General features: G+C 69.3%; 14 protein-coding genes. 8 read left to right on the forward strand and 6 right to left on the reverse strand.

From position 1 onward, the window contains the following. Positions 1-23: 23 nt before the first annotated feature. Both HD593_RS45840 and HD593_RS45845 read right to left on the reverse strand, forming a co-directional pair. Positions 24-638, reverse strand: coding sequence for a response regulator (locus HD593_RS45840; protein ID WP_185109187.1), 615 nt, complete (start codon positions 636-638; stop codon positions 24-26). Beyond that, positions 635-4,651: a HAMP domain-containing protein gene (locus tag HD593_RS45845; protein ID WP_185109188.1), complete on the reverse strand. Its 4,017-nt coding sequence runs from the start codon at positions 4,649-4,651 to the stop codon at positions 635-637. Before HD593_RS45845 ends, HD593_RS45840 begins: the two co-directional genes overlap by 4 nt. A gap of 95 nt (positions 4,652-4,746) precedes the next feature. Between HD593_RS45845 and HD593_RS45850 the strand changes: the two genes are divergently transcribed. Continuing rightward, positions 4,747-7,209 (forward strand): SpoIIE family protein phosphatase, encoded by a 2,463-nt coding sequence (locus HD593_RS45850; protein ID WP_185109189.1) that lies wholly within the window; start codon positions 4,747-4,749, stop codon positions 7,207-7,209. Here HD593_RS45850 and HD593_RS45855 read toward each other — a convergent pair. From HD593_RS45855 to HD593_RS45865, 3 genes are all read right to left on the reverse strand, one after another. After that, positions 7,202-8,137 (reverse strand): aldose epimerase family protein, encoded by a 936-nt coding sequence (locus HD593_RS45855; protein WP_185109190.1) that lies wholly within the window; start codon positions 8,135-8,137, stop codon positions 7,202-7,204. The genes HD593_RS45850 and HD593_RS45855 overlap by 8 nt on opposite strands. After that, entirely contained in the window at positions 8,134-9,096 is a 963-nt protein-coding gene (locus tag HD593_RS45860) for a LacI family DNA-binding transcriptional regulator (protein WP_185109191.1), read from the reverse strand. Before HD593_RS45860 ends, HD593_RS45855 begins: the two co-directional genes overlap by 4 nt. Positions 9,097-9,191: 95 nt before the next feature. Continuing rightward, positions 9,192-9,986, reverse strand: a complete 795-nt coding sequence (locus tag HD593_RS45865; RefSeq protein ID WP_246547073.1) for an NAD-dependent epimerase/dehydratase family protein — start codon at positions 9,984-9,986, stop codon at positions 9,192-9,194. Positions 9,987-10,121: 135 nt separating this feature from the next. Here HD593_RS45865 and HD593_RS45870 point away from each other — a divergent pair, with 135 nt between their 5' ends. From HD593_RS45870 to HD593_RS45895, 6 genes are all read left to right on the forward strand, one after another. Next, a complete protein-coding gene (locus HD593_RS45870) occupies positions 10,122-11,432 on the forward strand; it encodes an ABC transporter substrate-binding protein (RefSeq protein ID WP_185109192.1) in 1,311 nt (436 codons plus the stop codon). After that, a complete protein-coding gene (locus HD593_RS45875; RefSeq protein WP_185109193.1) occupies positions 11,429-12,358 on the forward strand; it encodes a carbohydrate ABC transporter permease in 930 nt (309 codons plus the stop codon). The genes HD593_RS45870 and HD593_RS45875 overlap by 4 nt, the downstream gene beginning before the upstream one ends. Then, positions 12,355-12,708, forward strand: coding sequence for a hypothetical protein (locus HD593_RS45880; RefSeq protein WP_185109194.1), 354 nt, complete (start codon positions 12,355-12,357; stop codon positions 12,706-12,708). The genes HD593_RS45875 and HD593_RS45880 overlap by 4 nt, the downstream gene beginning before the upstream one ends. Then, entirely contained in the window at positions 12,705-13,565 is an 861-nt protein-coding gene (locus tag HD593_RS45885; RefSeq protein ID WP_185109195.1) for a carbohydrate ABC transporter permease, read from the forward strand. Before HD593_RS45880 ends, HD593_RS45885 begins: the two co-directional genes overlap by 4 nt. A gap of 70 nt (positions 13,566-13,635) precedes the next feature. Further along, a complete protein-coding gene (locus HD593_RS45890; protein WP_185109196.1) occupies positions 13,636-14,406 on the forward strand; it encodes an IclR family transcriptional regulator in 771 nt (256 codons plus the stop codon). Between the two features lie 13 nt (positions 14,407-14,419). Continuing rightward, positions 14,420-15,328, forward strand: a complete 909-nt coding sequence (locus HD593_RS45895; protein WP_185109197.1) for a 5-dehydro-4-deoxyglucarate dehydratase — start codon at positions 14,420-14,422, stop codon at positions 15,326-15,328. 845 nt (positions 15,329-16,173) lie between these two features. Here HD593_RS45895 and HD593_RS45900 read toward each other — a convergent pair. Beyond that, positions 16,174-17,643, reverse strand: a complete 1,470-nt coding sequence (locus tag HD593_RS45900; protein WP_185109198.1) for an aldehyde dehydrogenase (NADP(+)) — start codon at positions 17,641-17,643, stop codon at positions 16,174-16,176. 103 nt (positions 17,644-17,746) lie between these two features. Between HD593_RS45900 and HD593_RS45905 the strand changes: the two genes are divergently transcribed. After that, positions 17,747-19,003 carry a glucarate dehydratase family protein gene (locus HD593_RS45905; RefSeq protein WP_185109199.1) on the forward strand — a complete coding sequence of 419 codons (1,257 nt, stop codon included), beginning with the start codon at positions 17,747-17,749 and terminating at the stop codon, positions 19,001-19,003. Positions 19,004-19,118: the final 115 nt, after the last annotated feature.

Genomic DNA, 19,118 nt, shown 5'->3' on the forward strand with positions numbered 1-19,118 from the left:
CGATGTCCTGACGGACGGGAGGGTCATTCCCTGGCCCGGAGCGTCGAGACGGCCTCGAAGGCGGTCTGCATGGCGGCCACCCGGTCGGCCAGGTCCTTGACCGCCTCCCGCAACCCCTCGTCGCCGGCGGCGCCCTCCGCCAGCCCGTCCAGGCGCGTCTCGACCGCCCCCAGCCGCTGCGCGAACCCCGCCAGGGCCTCGTTGTCGCTGACGAGCTGGGCGAGCAGCGCCGCCTGCTCCATCAGCACCGCGCTCTTCCTGAACAGCTCCATGAACACCGCCACCTTCGAGCGCAGCACCCACGGGTCGAACGGCTTGGTGAGGTAGTCGACGGCGCCGACCGCGTACCCGCGGAAGGCCGCGCCCGAGCTGGGCTCGGTGCCGGTCAGGAAGATGATCGGCACGTCGCGGGTCTGGTCGAGCCGCTTGATGTGGGTGGCGGTCTCGAAGCCGTCCATGCCGGGCATGAGCACGTCGAGCAGGACGACCGCGAAGTCGTGGCGCAGCATCAGCTTCATCGCCTCCGGACCCGACCTGGCCTTGAACAGCAGCTGCTGCAGCGGCCTGAGCACGGCCTCCAGCGCGATCAGGCTCTCCTCGTTGTCGTCCACCAGAAGGATCTTGACCTGCCGGTTCATCCGTCCGCCTTCCGTTCGCCCGCGAGCCACCCCCGCATCACCTCCAGGAGCTGGTCGAGGTCCACGGGTTTGGGCACGTAGTCGGACGCGCCGCAGGAGATCGTCTTCTCCCGGTCGCCCGGCATCGCCTTGGCGGTGAGCGCGATGATCGGCAGGTCGGCGAAGCGCGGCAGCTGCCGTACGGCGACGAGCGTCTCGTAGCCATCCATCTCGGGCATCATCACGTCCATGAGGACCAGCGCGATGTCCTCCTCCCGCTCCAGCGCCTCGAGGCCCTCCCTGCCGTTCTCGGCGTAGACGATCTCCATGCCGAGCCGGCCGAGCACGTGCGTCAGGGCGTAGACGTTGCGGATGTCGTCGTCCACGATGAGCACCCGCCGGCCCGCGAACGCCGCTCCGAGCGGGCCCTGCTTGAGCCGGCTCAGCCTGGCGGAGGACTGCCACGGGTCGTCGCCGTCGGTCTGCCAGCCGGGCGGCGGCGTGTGGGGCTCGGCGGGCTCGGGCGCCGGCTGCTCCGGGCCGCTGGCGGCGCATCCGGCCGGTACGTACAGGGTGAACGTGCTGCCCTGGCCGGGGGTGCTGGCGGCGTGGATCTCGCCGCCGAGCAGGCGGGCGATCTCGCTGCTGATCGACAGGCCGAGGCCGGTGCCGCCGTACTTGCGGCTGGTGGTGCCGTCCGCCTGCTGGAAGGCGCCGAAGATGGCCGGGAGCTTGTCGGCGGCGATGCCGATGCCGGTGTCGTGCACCGCGAAGCAGAGCATCGGCCGGCCGTCGGGGTCGGGCCTGTCCTCGGCGACAGAGACCGTCAGGCGCACCTCGCCCGCGGAGGTGAACTTGACCGCGTTGGACAGCAGGTTGCGCAGGATCTGCTGGAGCCTGCGCTCGTCGTTGAACAGCTCGCGGGGCGTGCCGGGGCCGACCTCGATCTCGAACGTCAGCCCCCGGTCCACGGTGAGCGGGCGGAAGGTGGCGTCCACGTAGTCGAGCAGCTTGCTCAGCGGCAGCTTCTCCGGCCGCACGTCCATCCGCCCCGCCTCGATCTTGGACAGGTCGAGGATGTCGTTGATGAGCTGGAGCAGGTCGCTGCCCGCGTTGTGGATCGTGCTGGCGAACTCGACCTCCTGCTCCGACAGGTTCCCCTCGGGGTTGTCGGTGAGCAGCCTGGCCAGGATGAGCAGGCTGTTGAGCGGCGTGCGCAGCTCGTGCGACATGTTGGCCAGGAACTCCGACTTGTAGCGGGAGGAGGTCGCCAGCAGGTGCGCCTTCTCCTCCAGCGCGGCGTTGGACCTGCGCAGCTCGGCCTGCTGGCGCTGCAGCTCGTCGGAACGGCCCTGGAGCTGCTGCGCCAGGCGCTGCGACTCCGACAGCAGCGCCTCGGTGCGGGCGTTGGCGATGATGGTGTTGATCGCCACACCGATGGTGACCACGAACTGGTCGAAGAAGGCCAGGTGCACGTCGCTGAACCGGCTGAACGAGGCCAGCTCGATCACGCCGAGCACCTTGTCCTCGAACACGATGGGCAGCACCACCACGCTGGCGGGCGCGGCCTCGCCCAGCCCCGAGTGCACGGTGATGTAGCCGGGCGGCACGTCCTCCAGCAGGATGCGCTTGCGCTCCAGCGCGGCCTGCCTGATCAGGCCGGGCCCCGCCGTGGCCGGGCCGGGCAGCACGTCGTGGGCGGCGCCGTAGCCGGCGATGTAGGCCAGCGACCCGTCGACCGAGTCGGCGTCGGCCAGGAAGAAGGCGCCGTACTGGGCGCTGACCAGCGGCGTCAGCTCGCGCAGGATGAGGTCGGCGACCTCGACCAGGTTGCGGTGGCCCTGCATGAGCCCGGCGATGCGGGCCAGGTTGCTCTCCAGCCAGTCCTTGGCGCGGGTGGTCTCGCGCAGGTTGGCCACCATGAGGTTGACGTTGTTCTTCAGCTCGGCGACCTCGCCCTTGGCCTCGACGCTGATCGAGCGGCTCAGGTCGCCCTGGGCGACGGCGCTGGCGACCTCGGCGATGGCGCGGACCTGGGTGGTGAGGTTGCCCGCGAGCTCGTTGACGTTCTTGGTGAGTCGCTCCCAGGTGCCGTATACGCCCTCGACCTCGGCCTGGCCGCCCAGCCTGCCTTCCGAGCCGACCTCGCGGGCCACCCTGGTCACCTCGGAGGAGAACGACGAGAGCGTGTCGACCATGGTGTTGATCGTGGTCTTGAGCTCCAGGATCTCGCCCCGGGCGTCCACGTCGATCTTCTTGTAGAGGTCGCCGTTGGCCACGGCGGTGGCGACCTGGGCGATGTTGCGGACCTGGCTGGTGAGGTTGGAGGCCATGAAGTTCACGTTGTCGGTCAGGTCCTTCCACACCCCCGACACGCCCCGCACCTGCGCCTGACCGCCCAGCCGCCCCTCCGTGCCGACCTCACGCGCCACCCGCGTCACCTCGTCCGCGAACGCGGAGAGCTTGTCCACGGTGGCGTTGATGGTGTCCTTGAGCTGCAGGATCTCACCCCGCGCGTCCACGGTGATCTTCTTGGACAGGTCGCCGTTGGCGATGGCGGTGGTGACCATGGCGATCGAGCGGACCTGGCTGGTGAGGTTGGAGGCCATGAAGTTCACGTTGTCCGTCAGGTCGCCCCACACCCCCGACACGCCCCGCACCTGCGCCTGACCGCCCAGCCGCCCCTCCGTGCCCACCTCACGCGCCACCCGCGTCACCTCGTCGGCGAACGCGGAAAGCTGCCCCACCATCGTGTTGACGGTGTCCTTGAGCTGCAGGATCTCGCCCTTGACGTCCACGCTGATCTTGCGGCTGAGGTCTCCCTGGGCGACGGCGGTGGCGACCTGGGCGATGTCGCGTACCTGCTCGGTGAGATTGGAGGCCATGAAGTTCACGTTGTCGGTCAGGTCCTTCCACACCCCCGACACGCCCCGCACCTGCGCCTGACCGCCCAGCCGCCCCTCCGTGCCCACCTCACGCGCCACCCGCGTCACCTCGTCGGCGAACGCGGACAGCTGCCCCACCATCGTGTTGATGGTGTCCTTGAGCTGCAGGATCTCGCCCCGCGCGTCCACGGTGATCTTCTTGGACAGGTCGCCGTTGGCCACCGCGGTCGTCACCTGGGCGATCGAGCGCACCTGGGTGGTGAGGTTGGAGGCCATGAAGTTGACGTTGTCGGTCAGGTCCTTCCAGGTGCCGAGCACGCCCTTGACCTCGGCCCGGCCGCCGAGCTGGCCCTCGGTGCCGACCTCGCGGGCCACCCTGGTCACCTCGCTGGCGAACGAGGAGAGCTGGTCCACCATGGTGTTGACGGTCAGCTTCAGCTCCAGCAGCTCGCCGGTGGCCTCGACCGTCACCTGCCTGGTCAGGTCGCCCCTGGCCACGGCGGTGGTGACGACCGCGATGTCGCGTACCTGGGCGGTGAGCCGCGCGGCCATGGCGTTGACCGCCTCGGTGACGTCGCGCCAGCTGCCCGACATGCCCTGCACCTTGGCCCGCCCGCCGAGCCGCCCCTCGGTGCCGACCTCGCGCGCCACCCTGGTCACCTCGCCGGAGAACAGCGCGAGCTGGTCCACCATCCGGTTGACCGCCTTGCCCATCAGGCGCAGCCCGCCGCGCAGCGGCCGGTCGTCCTCCTGGAGGTCCACCCGCTTGGACAGGTCGCCGTCCGCGACCGCGTTGAGCACCCTGGTGGCCTTGGCCATCGGGATGACGAGCGCGTCGACGACGGAGTTGACGGCGGCCACGTTGACCGCCCAGCCGCCCGTGCCGGGGCTGGGGTCGAGCCGCTCGTCGAGCCGCCCCCGCCTGGCGACCTCGGTGCGCAGGCGGGTCAGCTCGTTCGACAGGTGCTCGTTGCGGTCGACGACCTGGTTGAACGTGATCGCCAGCTCGGCCAGGAACGGATCGGCGGGCGGATCGAGCCGGCTGCGGAAGTTGCCGTCACGCAGCCCCTGCAGGGCCACGAGCAGCGGGCGGAGCTCCGCGGGGTGGAGCGATCCAGCCTGGTACGGGGAGTCCAACTGCGCGACCATGGCGGCCTTCTTCACAACTGGAGGTATCAACGGCATCAGTCTGCCACTCTGAGAGTGACCGAACTGCCACATCGAGTGATGTTCTAGGACGCAGAGTGGACACGACCAGGGTGTCGAGCACGGCCTTCGACGGCACTCCCCATGCACCGGCGCACGCCCGCAAGTTCGTCAGGCAGGTGCTCGGCGAATGGCGCCTGAGCCATCTCGCCGAGGACGCCGTGCTGCTGACCAGCGAACTCGTCACGAACGCCGTGGTGCACGCGGGCACCGGCGTCGAGCTGACCTGCCGCCTGGACGTGGACGCCAGCCCGCCGAAACTGGAGATCGAGGTCGACGACCACCATCCCACGCGCGCCCTGCCGTCCGGCGACTCCGCGCCCGCCGACGGCACGCTGCCCACCTCGGGCCGCGGGCTGGCGCTGGCCGGGATGCTGGCCGACGCCTGGGGCGTCACCTACACCAGGACCGCCAAGCGCGTCTGGGTGCGCATGGAGCTCGGCGAGGGCTGCGACATGCAGGACCACGTGTCCTGCCCGCCCTGCCTCGTCCCCGGGCCCATCGCGCCGCCCCTGGAGACGCTGCACGTGGGCGTGGTGATCTGCGACCTCGACGGGGTCGTGGAGTCGTGGAACCCCGAGGCCGAGCAGCTCCTCGGCTGGCGGGCCGAGCAGGCCATCGGCAGGTCGCTGAAGGAACTGGTGGCCTGGCGTGGCCACGGCCCGTACGCGCTGTCGCTGACCGACACGCTCAGCCTGGGCCGCTGGCGGGGCGAGGCCCGCATGCGGCACCGCGACGGCTCGCTCGTTCCCGTCTACGTCTCCCAGCTGCGGGCCCGCGGGCACGCGGGCGAGCGCCGGGCGATCTGGATGATCGTCTCCAGCGAGCACCGGTTCGTGCTGACGCCCCCGTCGGCGCCGCTGCGCAGGGAGGCGGGCCGGCGCATCAAGGACCTGCTCGACCGGGACATGCCGCTCACCGAGCTGCTGGCCACGATCGCGCAGATCGTCCAGGTGTCCAGCGGCGGCGACGCCGCGTACGTGCTGCTGGCCACGGAGGGCGGCAGCCGGTTCGGCGTGGCGGCGGGCGTGGGCGCGACGGCCGGGCTGGTGGGCGTGCTGGCCACCGGCGTGTTCGGCGCCGACAGGAAGTCCCCGACGATGATCGAGGACCTGCTGGCCGGCGATGTGGAGCTGGCCCAGCAGCTACGGGCCAGGTCCCTGGCGTGCGCGCCGCTGCTCGTGGCGGGCGAGGTGGTGGGCTTCCTCGTGGTCACCGACGCCCAGCCGAGCCGGTTCGACCAGGAGCTGACGGTCAGCCTGCAGCACATCGCCGGCCAGGTGGCGGTGACCGTGCAGCGCGAGCGGCTGGCCGAGCAGGACCGGGCGCACCGGGGGCGGCTGTCGTTCCTGGCCGAGGCGGGCGAGCTGCTGGCGGGCGTGCACGACGAGGAGCTGATCGCGGCGCTGACCGCGCAGCTCGTGGTGCCCAAGATCGCCACGTGGGCCGCCGTCTACCTGACCGATCTGGCCGGGATGACGAGGCTCGCCCACGTCTGGCACAGCGAGGAGCGCCACAACGCCGACCTGCGCAAGTCGCTGCCCGCCATCCCCCGCACGGCGCTGACCGAGGTGAGCTGGCCGGTCGGCCAGGAGAACGTGCTGGCCTTCCCGCTGCTCACGCAGGGCAGGTCGCACGGCGCGCTGGTGATCGGCAGGGCCGAGCCGACGCTGCCGCTGGAGCTGGCCGACCTGCTGGCCGACCTGTGCCGCCTGGTGGCGCTCAACCTGCACACGGCCATGCTCTACGCCCGGCAGGCCACCACCTCGCGGGTGCTCCAGCGCAGCCTGCTGCCCATGCGGGTGGCCCCCATGCCGGGCCTGGAGTCGGCGGTGGTCTACGAGCCCGCCGAGGAGGGCGCGGACGTCGGCGGCGACTTCTACGACCTGTTCACGGTGGCCGACCACTGGTGCTTCGCGCTGGGCGACGTGTGCGGCAGCGGCCCCGAGGCGGCGGCCGTCACCGGGCTGGCCAGGCACGCCGTACGCCTGCTGGCCAAGGAGCACTACACCGTGGCCGACATCTTCGACCGGCTCAACCACGCGCTGCTGGACGAGGGCGAGGAGGGCAGGTTCCTCAGCCTGCTGTGCGGCGAGCTGACGCCGCTCCCGCAGGGCGGCGCGCTGTGCACGATCGCCTCGGCCGGCCATCCGCCGCCCCTGCTGCTGCGGCCCGACGGCGAGGTGCGGGCCGTGGCCACGCCGCAGTTGCTGCTCGGCATCGAGTCCGGCGCCAGGTTCTACGTGGAGTCGTTCGAGCTGGCGCCGGAGGAGGTGCTGCTGTGCGTCACCGACGGCGTGACCGAGCGCCGCGACGGCGACCGGCTGCTGGACGACGGCGACGGGCTGGCGCAGCTCCTGTCCACCTGTACGGGGCTCAGCGCCCACGCGGTGGCCGAGCGGGTACGGCACGCCGTCGAGACGTTCGCCGCCGAGCCGTCGCAGGACGACGTGGCCCTGCTGGTGATCAAGGCCAACGCCGGGCTGCGGACGGTCAGATGAACCGGTACGTCGTGGTGGACGCGCGGCGCTCACCCGGCCGCAGCACCGTGGACGGGAACTGCGGCTGGTTCGGCGCGTCGGGGTAGTGCTGCGTCTCCAGGCACAGCCCGGCGAACGGCCCGAACGGCGTCGCGACCCCGTCCAGCATGCCGCCGGCGTAGAACTGCACGCCCGGCTCGGTGGTCGTGACCTCCATGGTCAGCTCGCCCCCCGTCACCTTGATGGCGCCGCCGTCCAGGACGAAGCAGTGGTCGTAGGCGCCGTCGTACCGCTCGTCGACCGTGTGCGGCTCGGTGAAGTCGAACGGCGTGCCCTTGACCGGCGCGGCCTCGCCCGTGGGGATCTTGTCGTCGTCCACCGGCAGGTAGTGCTCGGCCTCCATCTGGACGACGTGGTCGAGCACGTCGCCGCCGCCCTTGAGGTTGAAGTAGGAGTGGTTGGTCAGGTTGACCACGGTCGGCGCGTCGGACTCGGCGGTGTAGTCGATGCGCAGGGCGTCGTCGGCCAGCGTGTACGTGACCGAGGCGGTCAGCGTGCCGGGGAAGCCCTGGTCGCCGTCGGGGCTGGTCAGCGTCAGCGTCACCGACGAGCCGGTGCGCTCGGCGATCGTCCATACCTTGCTGTCGAAGCCCTCGACGCCGCCGTGCAGGCAGTTGGGGCCGTTGTTGGCCGGCAGGGCGAACTCGACGCCGTCCAGGGTGAAGCGGGCGTTGGCGATGCGGTTGCCGTACCGGCCGACGACGGCGCCGAAGTAGCGGCTGCGGGTGCGGTAGTCGTCGAGCGTGTCCAGCCCGAGCACGACGTTGACCCCGGACACCTCCAGCGTGCGGATGATGGCGCCGTAGGTGAGCACCTCGGCGCGCAGCCGTCCCGATGACAGCTCTACGCGCTCGACCTGCTGGCCCGATGGCAGCGTTCCGAAGATCATGTCTGTGCCCTTCCCGTGGACTCGCGGACAATGAGGGCGGTGTCGAGGGTCACGGTCGCGCCCTCGCCTCCCGACTGCAGCAGCAGATCGACGGCCATCCTGCCCGCCTGCACGGCCGGCATGGCCACCGTGGTCAGCTTGGGCCGGTTGAGGCGCCCGGGCAGGATGTCGTCGAACCCGATCACACTTATCTGGTCTGGTACCCCTATCTCCATCGCCGACAGCCCCTCGATGAGGCCGAGTGCGACGAGGTCGTTGTAGGCGAGCACCGCGGTCGCGCCGCACGCGGCCACCTCGGGGGCCACCGCCAGGCCGCCGGCCTCCGTGGGCTGGTTCGGCCCGAAGAAGACCAGGTCGAGGCCGGCCGCCTCGGCGGCCACGCCCTGCATCTCGTTGCTGGTCCACGAGCCGATCGGCCCGGACACGAGCGCGATCCTGCGGTGGCCGAGCCCCGCCAGGTGGTCGAGGGCGAGCCTGGCGCCCTGGGCGACGTTCATGAGCACGGCGGGCATGCCCTTGATACGCCGGTTGACCACCACGAACGGCACGTCCTCCGCCAGGCGCTCGATCATCTTGTTCGACAGACGCGGGCTGCACAGCAGGACGCCGTCCACCTGCTTGGTGAGCGTCCTGATGAGCTCTTCCTCCACCCGCGGGTCCTCGTCGGTGTCGGCCACGAACACGTGGTAGTCCCGCCCCCTGGCCTGCGCCTGCGCGGCCTTGATGAGGGGCGGGAAGAAGGGGTTGGAGATGTCGGCCACGATCAGGCCCATGTTGAACGTGCGCCCGGTGGTCAGCGCCCTGGCCGCGCGGTTGGGCCGGTAGCCGAGGTCGTCGGCCGCGGCGAGCACGCGGCTCCTGGTGGCAGGATTGACCAGGTGCGGTGCGGAGAAGGTGCGGGACACGGTGGACACATGAACGCCGCAGGCGCGTGCCACGTCCTTGATCGTCGCCGCCATCGCCGGCCCTCCCTTGCAAACGGTTGCCAGAACAAACCTTGACCTTTGGGGGTGGCGCCGTCAAGGTTCTTGCAACCGGTTGCCGGAGGTTCAGCTCACCATTTTCCGCCGAGCTCGTTCAGCGTGAAGATGCCGCCCGCGCGGTCGTGCAGCGGCTCCGACAGGTCGGGCTCCCCCTGCTCCTCGATGAGCGCGGCGGCGAAGGGCTCGGAGGAGTCGCGCGAGACGTACCCGATGGACTTGGCCTCCTCCAGCGACCACCAGCGGCGCGGGCTGTCGGAGACGCCCCAGACGACGTGGTAGCCGGTCGCCGCGAGCCCCGCCTCGACCAGGCGGGCCAGGTCGTCGGCGGAGATCCACGTGGCCAGCCCGCGCGTGTCGGCCGGGGCCTCGTTGCAGGTGCCGAGCCTGATCACGGTGACGTTCATGCCGAACCGGTCGTGGTAGAGGCTGCCGAGCGCCTCCATGACGACCTTGCTGACCCCGTAGAACGTGTCGGGGCGCGGGAAGGCGTAGTCGGGCAGGTCCGCGCCGCCCTCCGGCCTGCTCTGGAAGCCGGCCGCGTGGTGGCTGCCCATGAGCACGAGGTGCCGGACCCCCTCCTTGTACGCCGCCTCCATCAGCACCTGGGTGCCGTTGATGTTGGCGTGCACGATGTCGGCCCAGGGATGCTCCCGGCTCTGGCCGCCCAGGTGCAGCACGGCGTCCACGCCCTTCATCGCCTCGGCCATGGCGTCGGGATCGGCCAGGTCGGCCGTCACCCACTCCTCACCGGGCCCGGGGTCGACCGGATGAATGTCGGAGAGCCGCAGCGTACGGCCCTCCTGTGCGAGACGCGGGCGAAGCAGCGTCCCGACCTTTCCAGAGGCCCCTGTCATGAGAATGCGCATGCCTCATGATGTACACGAATCTGGGCGACTTTCACATCCTTGAATATTGACCGTGAGCCATGCCACTCGTTACGTTCGCAGGCACACATCCAAGTCTTCGACTCACGTCCATGTATGTGAACAGGAGGCGGTCTGATGTCACGTCGTCTGCTGGGAGTCGCGATCATGACGACTCTGGCCGTTGGACTGACAGGCTGCGGTTCCGGTGGTTCCTCAAGTTCGGACAACACTCTGGAGATCTGGATCAGGCAGGCGCCTGATTCCGACTCCGCCAAGACCGCCAAGAAGCTCGCTGACGCCTTTACCAAGGCCAGCGGGGTACCGACCAAAGTCGTCGCGCTCTTCGACGACTTCGAGACCAAACTGAACCAGCAGGCGGCGCAGAAAGACCTGCCGGACATCGTCATCAACGACACCGCCCAGCTCGGCAACATGGTGTCGCAGGGCTGGCTGGCGCCCGTCGACAAGGCCGCGCTCAAGGGCGGCGACCAGCTCGCCGAGACGGCCTGGAAGGCCGCCACGGGCGCCGACGGCAAGATCTACGCGGCCCCGTTCTCCGCCCAGTCGTTCGCGCTGATCGTGCGCAAGGACTGGCGCGAGAAGGTCGGCATGGAACCGCCCGCGACCTGGGAGGACCTGACCAAGCTGGCCGTCGCCTTCACGGAGAAGGACCCCGACGGCAACGGCCAGAAGGACACCGCCGGCTTCGTCGCCCCCGCCGGCACCAAGCGCGGCTACGCCTCCTGGTACGCCTCCTCCCTCATCTACGCCAACGGCGGCGACTTCATCACCTCCGCCGGCGGCGGCAAGTACGCCGCCTCCGTCAACGACCCCAAGACCGTCGAGGCCGTGCAGTACCTTCAGGACCAGTTCTGCAAGACCAAGACCGTCAACCCCGGCGCCGTCAGCAACGACACCACCGTCACGCACGAGGTGTTCGAGAAGGGGCAGGGCGGCATCTATCTGGTGGGCCCGTACGTGCTGGCCAGGTTCGTCAACAGCATCGGCACCGACAAGATCGAGGTCCTGCCCGTGCCCAAGGGCCCGTCCGGCGGCCCCGGCACCCTCGGCGAGGGCGAGAACGTCTACCTCATGGCCGGGTCGCAGAACCAGGACGCGCAGAAGAAGTTCGCCGAGTTCGCGATCTCGCCGGAAGGTCAGAAGATCGGCATGAACAAGGACGCCAACGGCGCCATCGTCCGCCTGCCCGTGAACTCCACGGTGGACATGTCCGCCGAGCGCCAGGACCCGCGCTGGAAGGTGTTCCAGGAGTCGTACGCGCACGCCGTCTACGCCCCGCCGGTGCCCAACTGGGCGCCGATCCGGCAGACCTCCGCCGACACCATCAACGCCGTGTGGGCCGACTGCACCGCCGACGTCAAGACGGCGATGGATGAGCTCAACACCAAGCTCACCCAGGAACTGCAGAGCCAGAAAGCGTCATGACCTCCACCCTCGTCCCGGCGCCCCGCCGGACGGCGACCCCCGGCCACCCGCCGAAATCGGTGCGGTGGCGGGGGCCGCTGATCGCCTGGCTGTTCCTGGCGCCCGCGCTGCTGCTCTTCCTGTACTTCAAGTTCATCCCGATGTTCGTGGGGCTGTGGAAGAGCCTGTTCAAGGTCCAGACGTTCCTCGGTGACGAGTGGGTCGGGTTCCAGAACTACCAGACGATCATCTCCGACTCCGAGTTCGGCGCCGCCATCTGGCACAGCATCGTGCTGGCCCTGGGCACCACCATCGGCTCCATCGTGCTCGGGCTCGGGCTGGCCCTGCTCATCGAGGGCCCCGCCCGGTACCTGTGGTTCGTCAGGACGGCGGCCTTCCTGCCGGTCGTCACCACGATGGCGGCCGTGGCCGAGGTGTGGCGCATCATGTTCCACCCTGCCGACAGCGGGATGCTCAACATCGTCATCGGCTGGGCGGGGGTGGATCCGCAGCCCTGGCTGGCCAGCGAGAACTCGTCGCTGTGGTCGATCATGCTGATGAGCATCTGGCGCGGGACCCCGTACGACATGATGATCTTCCTCGCCGGTTTGGTCGGCGTGGATCGCACCCTGTACGAGGCCGCCGCCGTGGACGGGGCCTCGACCTGGCGGCGGCTGCGGCACATCACGCTGCCGGCGCTGCGGCCCGTGTTCTGGATCCTGTTCACGCTGGCCGCCATCCGCGGACTGCGGGTGTTCGTCGAGGTGTACGTGCTCACCAACGGAGGGCCCAACGGGTCGTCCGAGGTGTTGATGACGTTGATCTACAAGCTGGGGTTCCAGAAGAACGAGCTGGGGGTGGCTTCGGCGGGTGGCATCGTGTTGTTCCTGGCCACGCTGGTGCTGACGGTGGTCGTGCAGGCACTGCGGAAGAGGCAGGCATCATGACCTCCGCCTTTGCCGTCACCTCGCCCTTCGCGGAGACCCCGGCCGTCGCGGAATCCTCCACCTCGACCCTCGCCTCGCCCCCCGCCTCGACCCTCGCCTCGGCCCTCGCGGAGACCTTCACCTCAACCTCCACCTCAACCCCCGCCTCGGCCCTCGCGGAGACCTTCACCTCGACCTCCACCTCGGCCCTCGCGGAGACCTTCACCTCGACCTTCACCTCGGCTCTCGCGGAGACCTTCACCTCGACCTGCGCGAATACCCTCACCTCGACCTGCGCGGATACCCCCACCTCGACCTTTACCGAGACCTTCACCGAGACCTTCACCGAGGACAGGAGGCGGCCGGCATGAGGTTCGACAGTGCCCTGGGCCTGGAGTCACGGCGCGGCCCGCTGGCGACCACCGGAAAAATCCTGATTTATGGCCTCATGGTGGTCGTCTTCACCGGCCCCCTGGTCGGCCTCCTCATGAGCGCCTTCAACAAGACCCTGGACCCGACCTCGTTCTCGTTGTGGCCGGACGAGTTCACCCTGGAGAACTTCATCCAGGCCAAGGACAAGAACGTCTACCTCTACCTGCTCAACTCCTTCATCGTCGTGGGCTTCGGCCTCCTGCTGCAGATGCTGGTGAGCGTCTTCGCGGCGTACTCGCTGGCCCGCAAGAAGTTCCGCGGCATGACGTTCGTGATGCTGCTCATGCTCACCACGATGATGCTCCCCGAGGAGATCATCGCGATCCCCCTCTCCCTCGTCCTCGCCGACCTGCCGGTGCTGCACCTCAACCTCATCGGCACGTACGCCGGCATGATCCTCCCGGTCGGGGCCTGGGGCTTCTCGATCCTCGTCATGACGGAGTTCATGAAGGAGGTGCCGGTCGAGCTGGAGGAGGCGGCCCGCATCGACGGCGCCGGCGAGCTGCGCATCTTCGCCACGATCATCGTCCCCCTGTGCCGCCCGGCGCTCGGCGTGATCGGCGTCTTCGGCTTCACCATGATCTGGGACCAGTACCTGCTCCCCTTGATCGTCGCCCCGGAGTCGGACATGTGGACGCTGCCCATCGCGCTACGCTCGCTCCGGTCGGACGAGGAGGTCGGCATCGGCGTGCTGCTGGCGGCCTCGCTGCTGGCGCTGCTGCCGTCGATCATCGCGTTCCTGGCGTTCCAGCGGCAGTTCATGCGTGGTCTGACAAGCGGCGCGGTCAAGGGTTAGGCGTCCATGTATCTGGACGGTATCCCATATCCTGGATCATCATCGAAGGCGCCGAAGGATACGAGATGGGATGAGCATGGAGCAGCCCCCGCTGGTCAAGTCCGCGGAGCGGACCGTACGCATCCTGGAGACGCTCGCCGAGTCGCACGACCACCTGACCCTGTCGGAGCTCCAGCAACGGACCGGCTTCCCCCGCAGCAGCCTGCACGCCCTCATGCGCACGCTGGTGGAGCTCAACTGGGTCGAGACCGACTCGGCCAGGTCGGCGTTCGGCATCGGGCCGCACGCGTTGCTGACCGGCACGGCGTACCTCGACAAGGATCCCGCACTCCCCTTCGCCCAGGACTGCCTCGAGGACCTGCGGGACGAGATCGGGCAGACCGTACATTTCGCCCGGCGTGACGGCGCGCACGTCCTCTACCTGGCCACCAGGGAGTCGCGAGAGGCCGACCACATCATCCCCCGGGTGGGCAGGAGGCTGCCCGCCCACGTCACCGCGCTCGGCCAGGTCCTGCTCGCCCAGCTCACCGATGACGAGGTCGAGGCGCTGCTGCCCGCGCCGCTGACAGCGCTCACCGAGCACACCATCACCGACCTCACCAAGCTGACAGGCGAGCTCGACCAGGTACGCACCCGCGGCTGGTCGTACGAGCGGGAGCAGGGCACGCCGGGCGTGGCCTGCGTGGCCGTCGCGGTCGACTACCGCATCCCGGCCACCGACGCGATCAGCTGCTCGATGCCGGCGGCACTCGCGCCCGCCGACGTCGAGCAGATCACTGAAGCGATCATCAAACACACCCGAAAGCTGGCTGCCACCCTCCGCAGGGAGGGCATCCGCTAGGAAGGATCCGTTGATGCGGCTAGACGGCGTTCTCTTCTTCCCGGTCACCCCCTTCGACCCCGATGGCGCTCTCGCCGAACCCATCCTCGCCCGCCACGTCGCGCAAGGGGTCGCAGCCGGGGCGGGAGGAGTGTTCACCGCGTGCGGCACCGGTGAGTTCAACGCCCTCGGCCCCGACGAGTACACCCGGGTGGTGTCGACCGCGGTCAAGGCCACCGCCGGTCGGGTCCCCGTCTTCGCCGGCGCAGGCGGACCCCTGCCGACCGCCAGATCCCTCGCCCGCGCCGCTGCCGCCGAAGGCGCCGACGGCCTGCTCCTGATGCCCCCCTACCTGGTCACCGGCCCCGCCACCGGCCTGGCCCGCTACGTCCGCGAGGTCGCGCAGGCCGTCGACCTGCCCGTCATCGTCTACCAGCGCGGCACCGCCCGCTTCACCCCCGAGGCCGTGGCCGAACTGGCCGCGCAGGTGCCGAACGTCATCGGCTTCAAGGACGGTCTGGGCGACTTCGACCTCCTGCAACGCATCATCCTCACCGTACGCGCGACCACCGACAAGAACTTCACCTTCTTCAACGGCCTCCCCACGGCCGAACTGACCGTCCCCGCCTACCGCGGCCTCGGCGTGAACCTGTACTCCAGCGCCGTCTTCGCCTTCTCCCCCGAGATCTCCCTCGCCTTCTACAAGGCGGTCACCGGCGGCGACGAGGTCCTGACCCAGCGTCTGCTCACCGAGTTCTACCTGCCTCTGGTACGGCTGCGCGACCTCGTTCCCGGTTACGCGGTCTCACTGGTGAAGGCGGCCGTACGCATGCGTGGACTGGATGTGGGCGGCGTCCGGGCACCGTTGGTCGACCCAAGCCCCGAGCACCTGCGAACGCTGGAACGTCTCGTCAACACCGGCCTGGAAATCGCCGGCACCTGACACCAGCACTCACTCCCAGCCGACCATCACCATCTGCCTCACTCAAACCTCGCCACCCTCACGGGAACACCTCACCAACTTCGCCGCTCCGGCAAGAACCGCCTCACCCGACCTCACCGCCCCGCCGCAAACCGCCTCGCCCAACTTCGCCACTCCGGCACGAACCGCCTCGCCCAACTTCGCCACTCCGGCACGAACCGCCTCGCCCAAACCTTGGCATTCCCTCGCGAAGCACCCTCGTTCGAATCCTCGCCACCCCCGCACGAGGCCCTTCAACCCACCGTCACACCACCATTCAGTGCGCGAGCCCGAGCCACCCTCGCCCACAGCACCTACCACCAGCAGCGCGAACCCTCGCACCCCACCACACCACACCAGCGTGGCCCTCAGCCCCGTCAATCAACCCACGCACTACCGATAACGCAATCCAGAGCCGCCCCTGACAGCACGAGCCTCATCCACCCTCAACCGCCACCGCCATGGGTCCAATCATCACCACCGTCCCATTCCTCCAGCGACGGAGCCCACGAGCCACCCGCACCACCGGGGACGAGCCCTCTCTCGCCCAGGCATCGCCGACCTGGCACACGGCGACCGGTCACACCCCGTCCCAGCATCACCACACACCAGACCGGCGCACGCCAGCACACCACCAGACCAGCGCGCCGCCAGACCGGCGCATCACCACGCCAGCACACCACCGAACCGGCGCACGCCAGCACACCACCAGACGCGCACGCCAGCACACCACCGAACCGGCGCACGCCAGCACACCACCAGACCGGCACACCGCCAGATCAGCGGACCCTCGACTCGACGGGACAAACCCGTCACTCAGTCGTCACTCACGCCTGGAGCCGACCATCCACCCTCCGAGGAATGGACAACGGGTTGGCGTCCTTGAGCTCCTCCGGCAGCAGCTCCTCCGGCCAGTCCTGGTAAGCGGTCGGAGCCAGCCACCGCCCGATCGCCGTAGCCCCCACAGACGTGTAGCTCGTCGTAGCAGCAGGCCAAGGCCCACCGTGATGCATGGCCCAGCACACAGCCACACCGGTCGGCCACCCGTTCCAGATAAGCCGCCCAGCCCTCTTGCCCAGCACCTCGGCGACCTCTCCGGCCTCCCCCGGCTCGGTGCTGTGGATGGTCGCCGTCAACGACCCATCGAGCCGCTCGAGCACCGGCCGCAGGTCGGAGACGTCCCGATAAGTCACCACGATCGACGCCGGCCCGAAGCACTCCTCACCGATCTGCGGGAGCTTCGACGCGAACGTCTCGAGATCGGCCGTGAACACCTTGGGCGTGACCGCCAGGCTCCCCTCCCCGGGCTTGCCCTCGGCGAGCAGCTGCAACTGCCCCAGCCGCTCGACGCCTCCGAGGTACCCGTCCCTGATCCGCTCGGCGAGCATGGGCCCACCGGCCGTGCCCTCGACGGCCTCCACGAGAGCCTTGCGCAGCTCGTCCCCCTCGGGCACGAACATAAGCCCCGGATTCGTGCAGAACTGCCCGACCCCGAGCGTCAGCGAAGCGGCGAACCCGGTCGCCACCTCCTTGACCGGCGCGGACGGCAGCACGACGACGGGGTTGACGCTCCCGAGCTCGCCGTAGAACGGGATCGGCACCTCCCGCTCGTCGATCAGCTTCTGGATCGCCTTGCCGCCGGCCACCGACCCGGTGAACCCGGCCGCCACCACGCTCGGGTGTTGCACCAGGTCGACACCGGCCTGCATGCCCTGCACCAGCCCGAGCAGGTCGGGGTAGGGCAGCGCCTCCCGTACGATCTTCGCCACCCGCTCGGACGTGTTCGGGTGCCCGGGGTGCGCCTTCACGACCACGGGGCAGCCCGCCGCGAGCGCGGAGGCGGTGTCACCGCCGGCGACGGAGAATGCGAACGGGAAGTTGCTGGCCGCGAACACGGCCACGACGCCCTGCAGCGCGTGCTTCATCCGGCGCACATCCGGCCTGGGCGGCGCGAGGGAAGGGTCAGCGTGATCGATGATGGCTTCCAGGTAGCCGCCGTCCCTGATCACCTCGGCGAAGAGCCGGAACTGCCCCGCCGTACGCGCCACCTCGCCCCGAAGCCGCACCTCGCCGAGCGCGGTCTCCTGGTCGGCGAGCTGCCAGAGCTCGTCCACATGCGCGCTCAGCGCATCGGCAACGGCCTCCAGCGCGACGGCTCGCTCGGCGGCCGGGGTCGCCCGCCAGGCCGCGCCCGCGGCGGCCGCAGCGGAAACGATCAAGTCGACCCCGGCGCTGTCGGTCTCGGGCAGGGCGGTGCCCACGGTCTCGCCGGTCCTGGGGTCGTGTCCGTAGATCATCGAATGGCCCTTCGGAGTCTTGACACTTCTTCAATCTGATTCTTACAGTTGCGGCTACTTGTCCACAAATCTGGCTATCGTTCACATATATGGACGGCTCGCGATGATCATCAGGCAGATCCACGTCACCCCCGTCGCCTTCCGGGATCCGCCTCTCCTGAACGCCGCCGGAATCCACGAGCCATGGACTCTCCGTACCATTGTCGAGGTCGTCACAGACGAGGGCCTGACCGGGTTGGGTGAGACCTACGGCGATCTCGAACACCTCGGCAAGGTACGCGAATGCGCCCAGGCCCTGATCGGCCTCGACGTCCACGCCTTGAACGCGATGTACGCCCGAATCGCCGCACTCGTCGGCGGAACGGTGCACGACCTGCACGGCCTCACCGGCGCCGCCACCACGGAGAAGAGCATCGACCGCGTCTTCTCCCCCTTCGAGGTGGCCTGCCTGGACATCCGCGGCAAGGCGGCAGGCGTCCCGGTGTCCGACCTCCTGGGCGGCAAGGTCAGGGACGCGGTCCCGTACAGCGCGTACCTCTTCTACAAGTGGGCCGGCCACCCGGGCGAGGACCCGGACAGGTTCGGCGCCGCACTCGACGAAGCCGCCCTCATCGAGCAGACAAAGCTCCTCATCAACGAGTACGGCTTCCAGTCCATCAAGCTCAAGGGCGGCGTCTTCCCGCCCGACCAGGAGATCGCCGCGATCCGCGCCCTGCACGAGGCGTTCCCCGGCATCCCGCTCCGCCTCGACCCGAACGCCGCCTGGTCGATCGCCACCTCGATCCGCGTCGGCAGAGAACTCGAAGGCACCCTCCAGTACCTGGAGGACCCGACCTCCGGCATCGACGGCATGGCGGAGGTGGCGGCCGCCGTCCCCATGCCGCTCGCCACCAACATGTGCGTGGTCACCCCGGAACACTTCCCGCCGGCGATGGCCTCCCGCGCCATCGGTGTTCTCCTCCTGGACCACCACTACTGGGGCGGCCTCGTACGTTCTTCGCACATCGCCGCCATGTGCGACGCCTTCGGCCTGGGCATGTCCATGCACTCCAACTCCCATCTCGGCATCAGCCTGGCCGCCATGACCCACCTGGCCTCCGCCACGCCGAACCTCACCTTCGCCTGCGACACGCACACCCCCTGGCAGGACGGCCAGGACGTGGTCCTCCCGGGCCCCCTCCGCTTCGTGAACGGCACCGTCCCGGTGCCCACCACCCCGGGCCTGGGTGTGGAACTGGACAGGGACGCCTTGGCAGTGATGAACGAGCAGTACGAGAAGTGCGGAATCCGCTCCCGCGACGACACGTCGTACATACAACGCTTCGACCCCTCCTTCTCCCCGAAGAAACCCCGCTGGTGACCCACATCCACACGCACACCAACACCAGCGCCAACACCAGCGCCAACGCCAACGCCAACGCCAACGAACAGCCTGCTCCACCCGCACAACCGAACAAACCTCGCCCGCAAACCCA

Source organism: Nonomuraea rubra, assembly GCF_014207985.1.
Taxonomy (GTDB): Bacteria; Actinomycetota; Actinomycetes; order Streptosporangiales; family Streptosporangiaceae; genus Nonomuraea; species Nonomuraea rubra.

Excerpts from the sequence above, each read along its gene's own strand:
- HD593_RS45840 (WP_185109187.1), bottom strand. The coding sequence starts at position 638 with ATGAACCGGCAGGTCAAGATCCTTCTGGTGGACGACAACGAGGAGAGC.
- HD593_RS45845 (WP_185109188.1), bottom strand. The coding sequence starts at position 4,651 with ATGGTCGCGCAGTTGGACTCCCCGTACCAGGCTGGATCGCTCCACCCC.
- HD593_RS45855 (WP_185109190.1), bottom strand. The coding sequence starts at position 8,137 with ATGATCTTCGGAACGCTGCCATCGGGCCAGCAGGTCGAGCGCGTAGAG.
- HD593_RS45860 (WP_185109191.1), bottom strand. The coding sequence starts at position 9,096 with ATGGCGGCGACGATCAAGGACGTGGCACGCGCCTGCGGCGTTCATGTG.
- HD593_RS45865 (WP_246547073.1), bottom strand. The coding sequence starts at position 9,986 with ATGCGCATTCTCATGACAGGGGCCTCTGGAAAGGTCGGGACGCTGCTT.
- HD593_RS45870 (WP_185109192.1), top strand. The coding sequence starts at position 10,122 with ATGTCACGTCGTCTGCTGGGAGTCGCGATCATGACGACTCTGGCCGTT.
- HD593_RS45875 (WP_185109193.1), top strand. The coding sequence starts at position 11,429 with ATGACCTCCACCCTCGTCCCGGCGCCCCGCCGGACGGCGACCCCCGGC.
- HD593_RS45880 (WP_185109194.1), top strand. The coding sequence starts at position 12,355 with ATGACCTCCGCCTTTGCCGTCACCTCGCCCTTCGCGGAGACCCCGGCC.
- HD593_RS45885 (WP_185109195.1), top strand. The coding sequence starts at position 12,705 with ATGAGGTTCGACAGTGCCCTGGGCCTGGAGTCACGGCGCGGCCCGCTG.
- HD593_RS45890 (WP_185109196.1), top strand. The coding sequence starts at position 13,636 with ATGAGCATGGAGCAGCCCCCGCTGGTCAAGTCCGCGGAGCGGACCGTA.
- HD593_RS45895 (WP_185109197.1), top strand. The coding sequence starts at position 14,420 with ATGCGGCTAGACGGCGTTCTCTTCTTCCCGGTCACCCCCTTCGACCCC.
- HD593_RS45900 (WP_185109198.1), bottom strand. The coding sequence starts at position 17,643 with ATGATCTACGGACACGACCCCAGGACCGGCGAGACCGTGGGCACCGCC.
- HD593_RS45905 (WP_185109199.1), top strand. The coding sequence starts at position 17,747 with ATGATCATCAGGCAGATCCACGTCACCCCCGTCGCCTTCCGGGATCCG.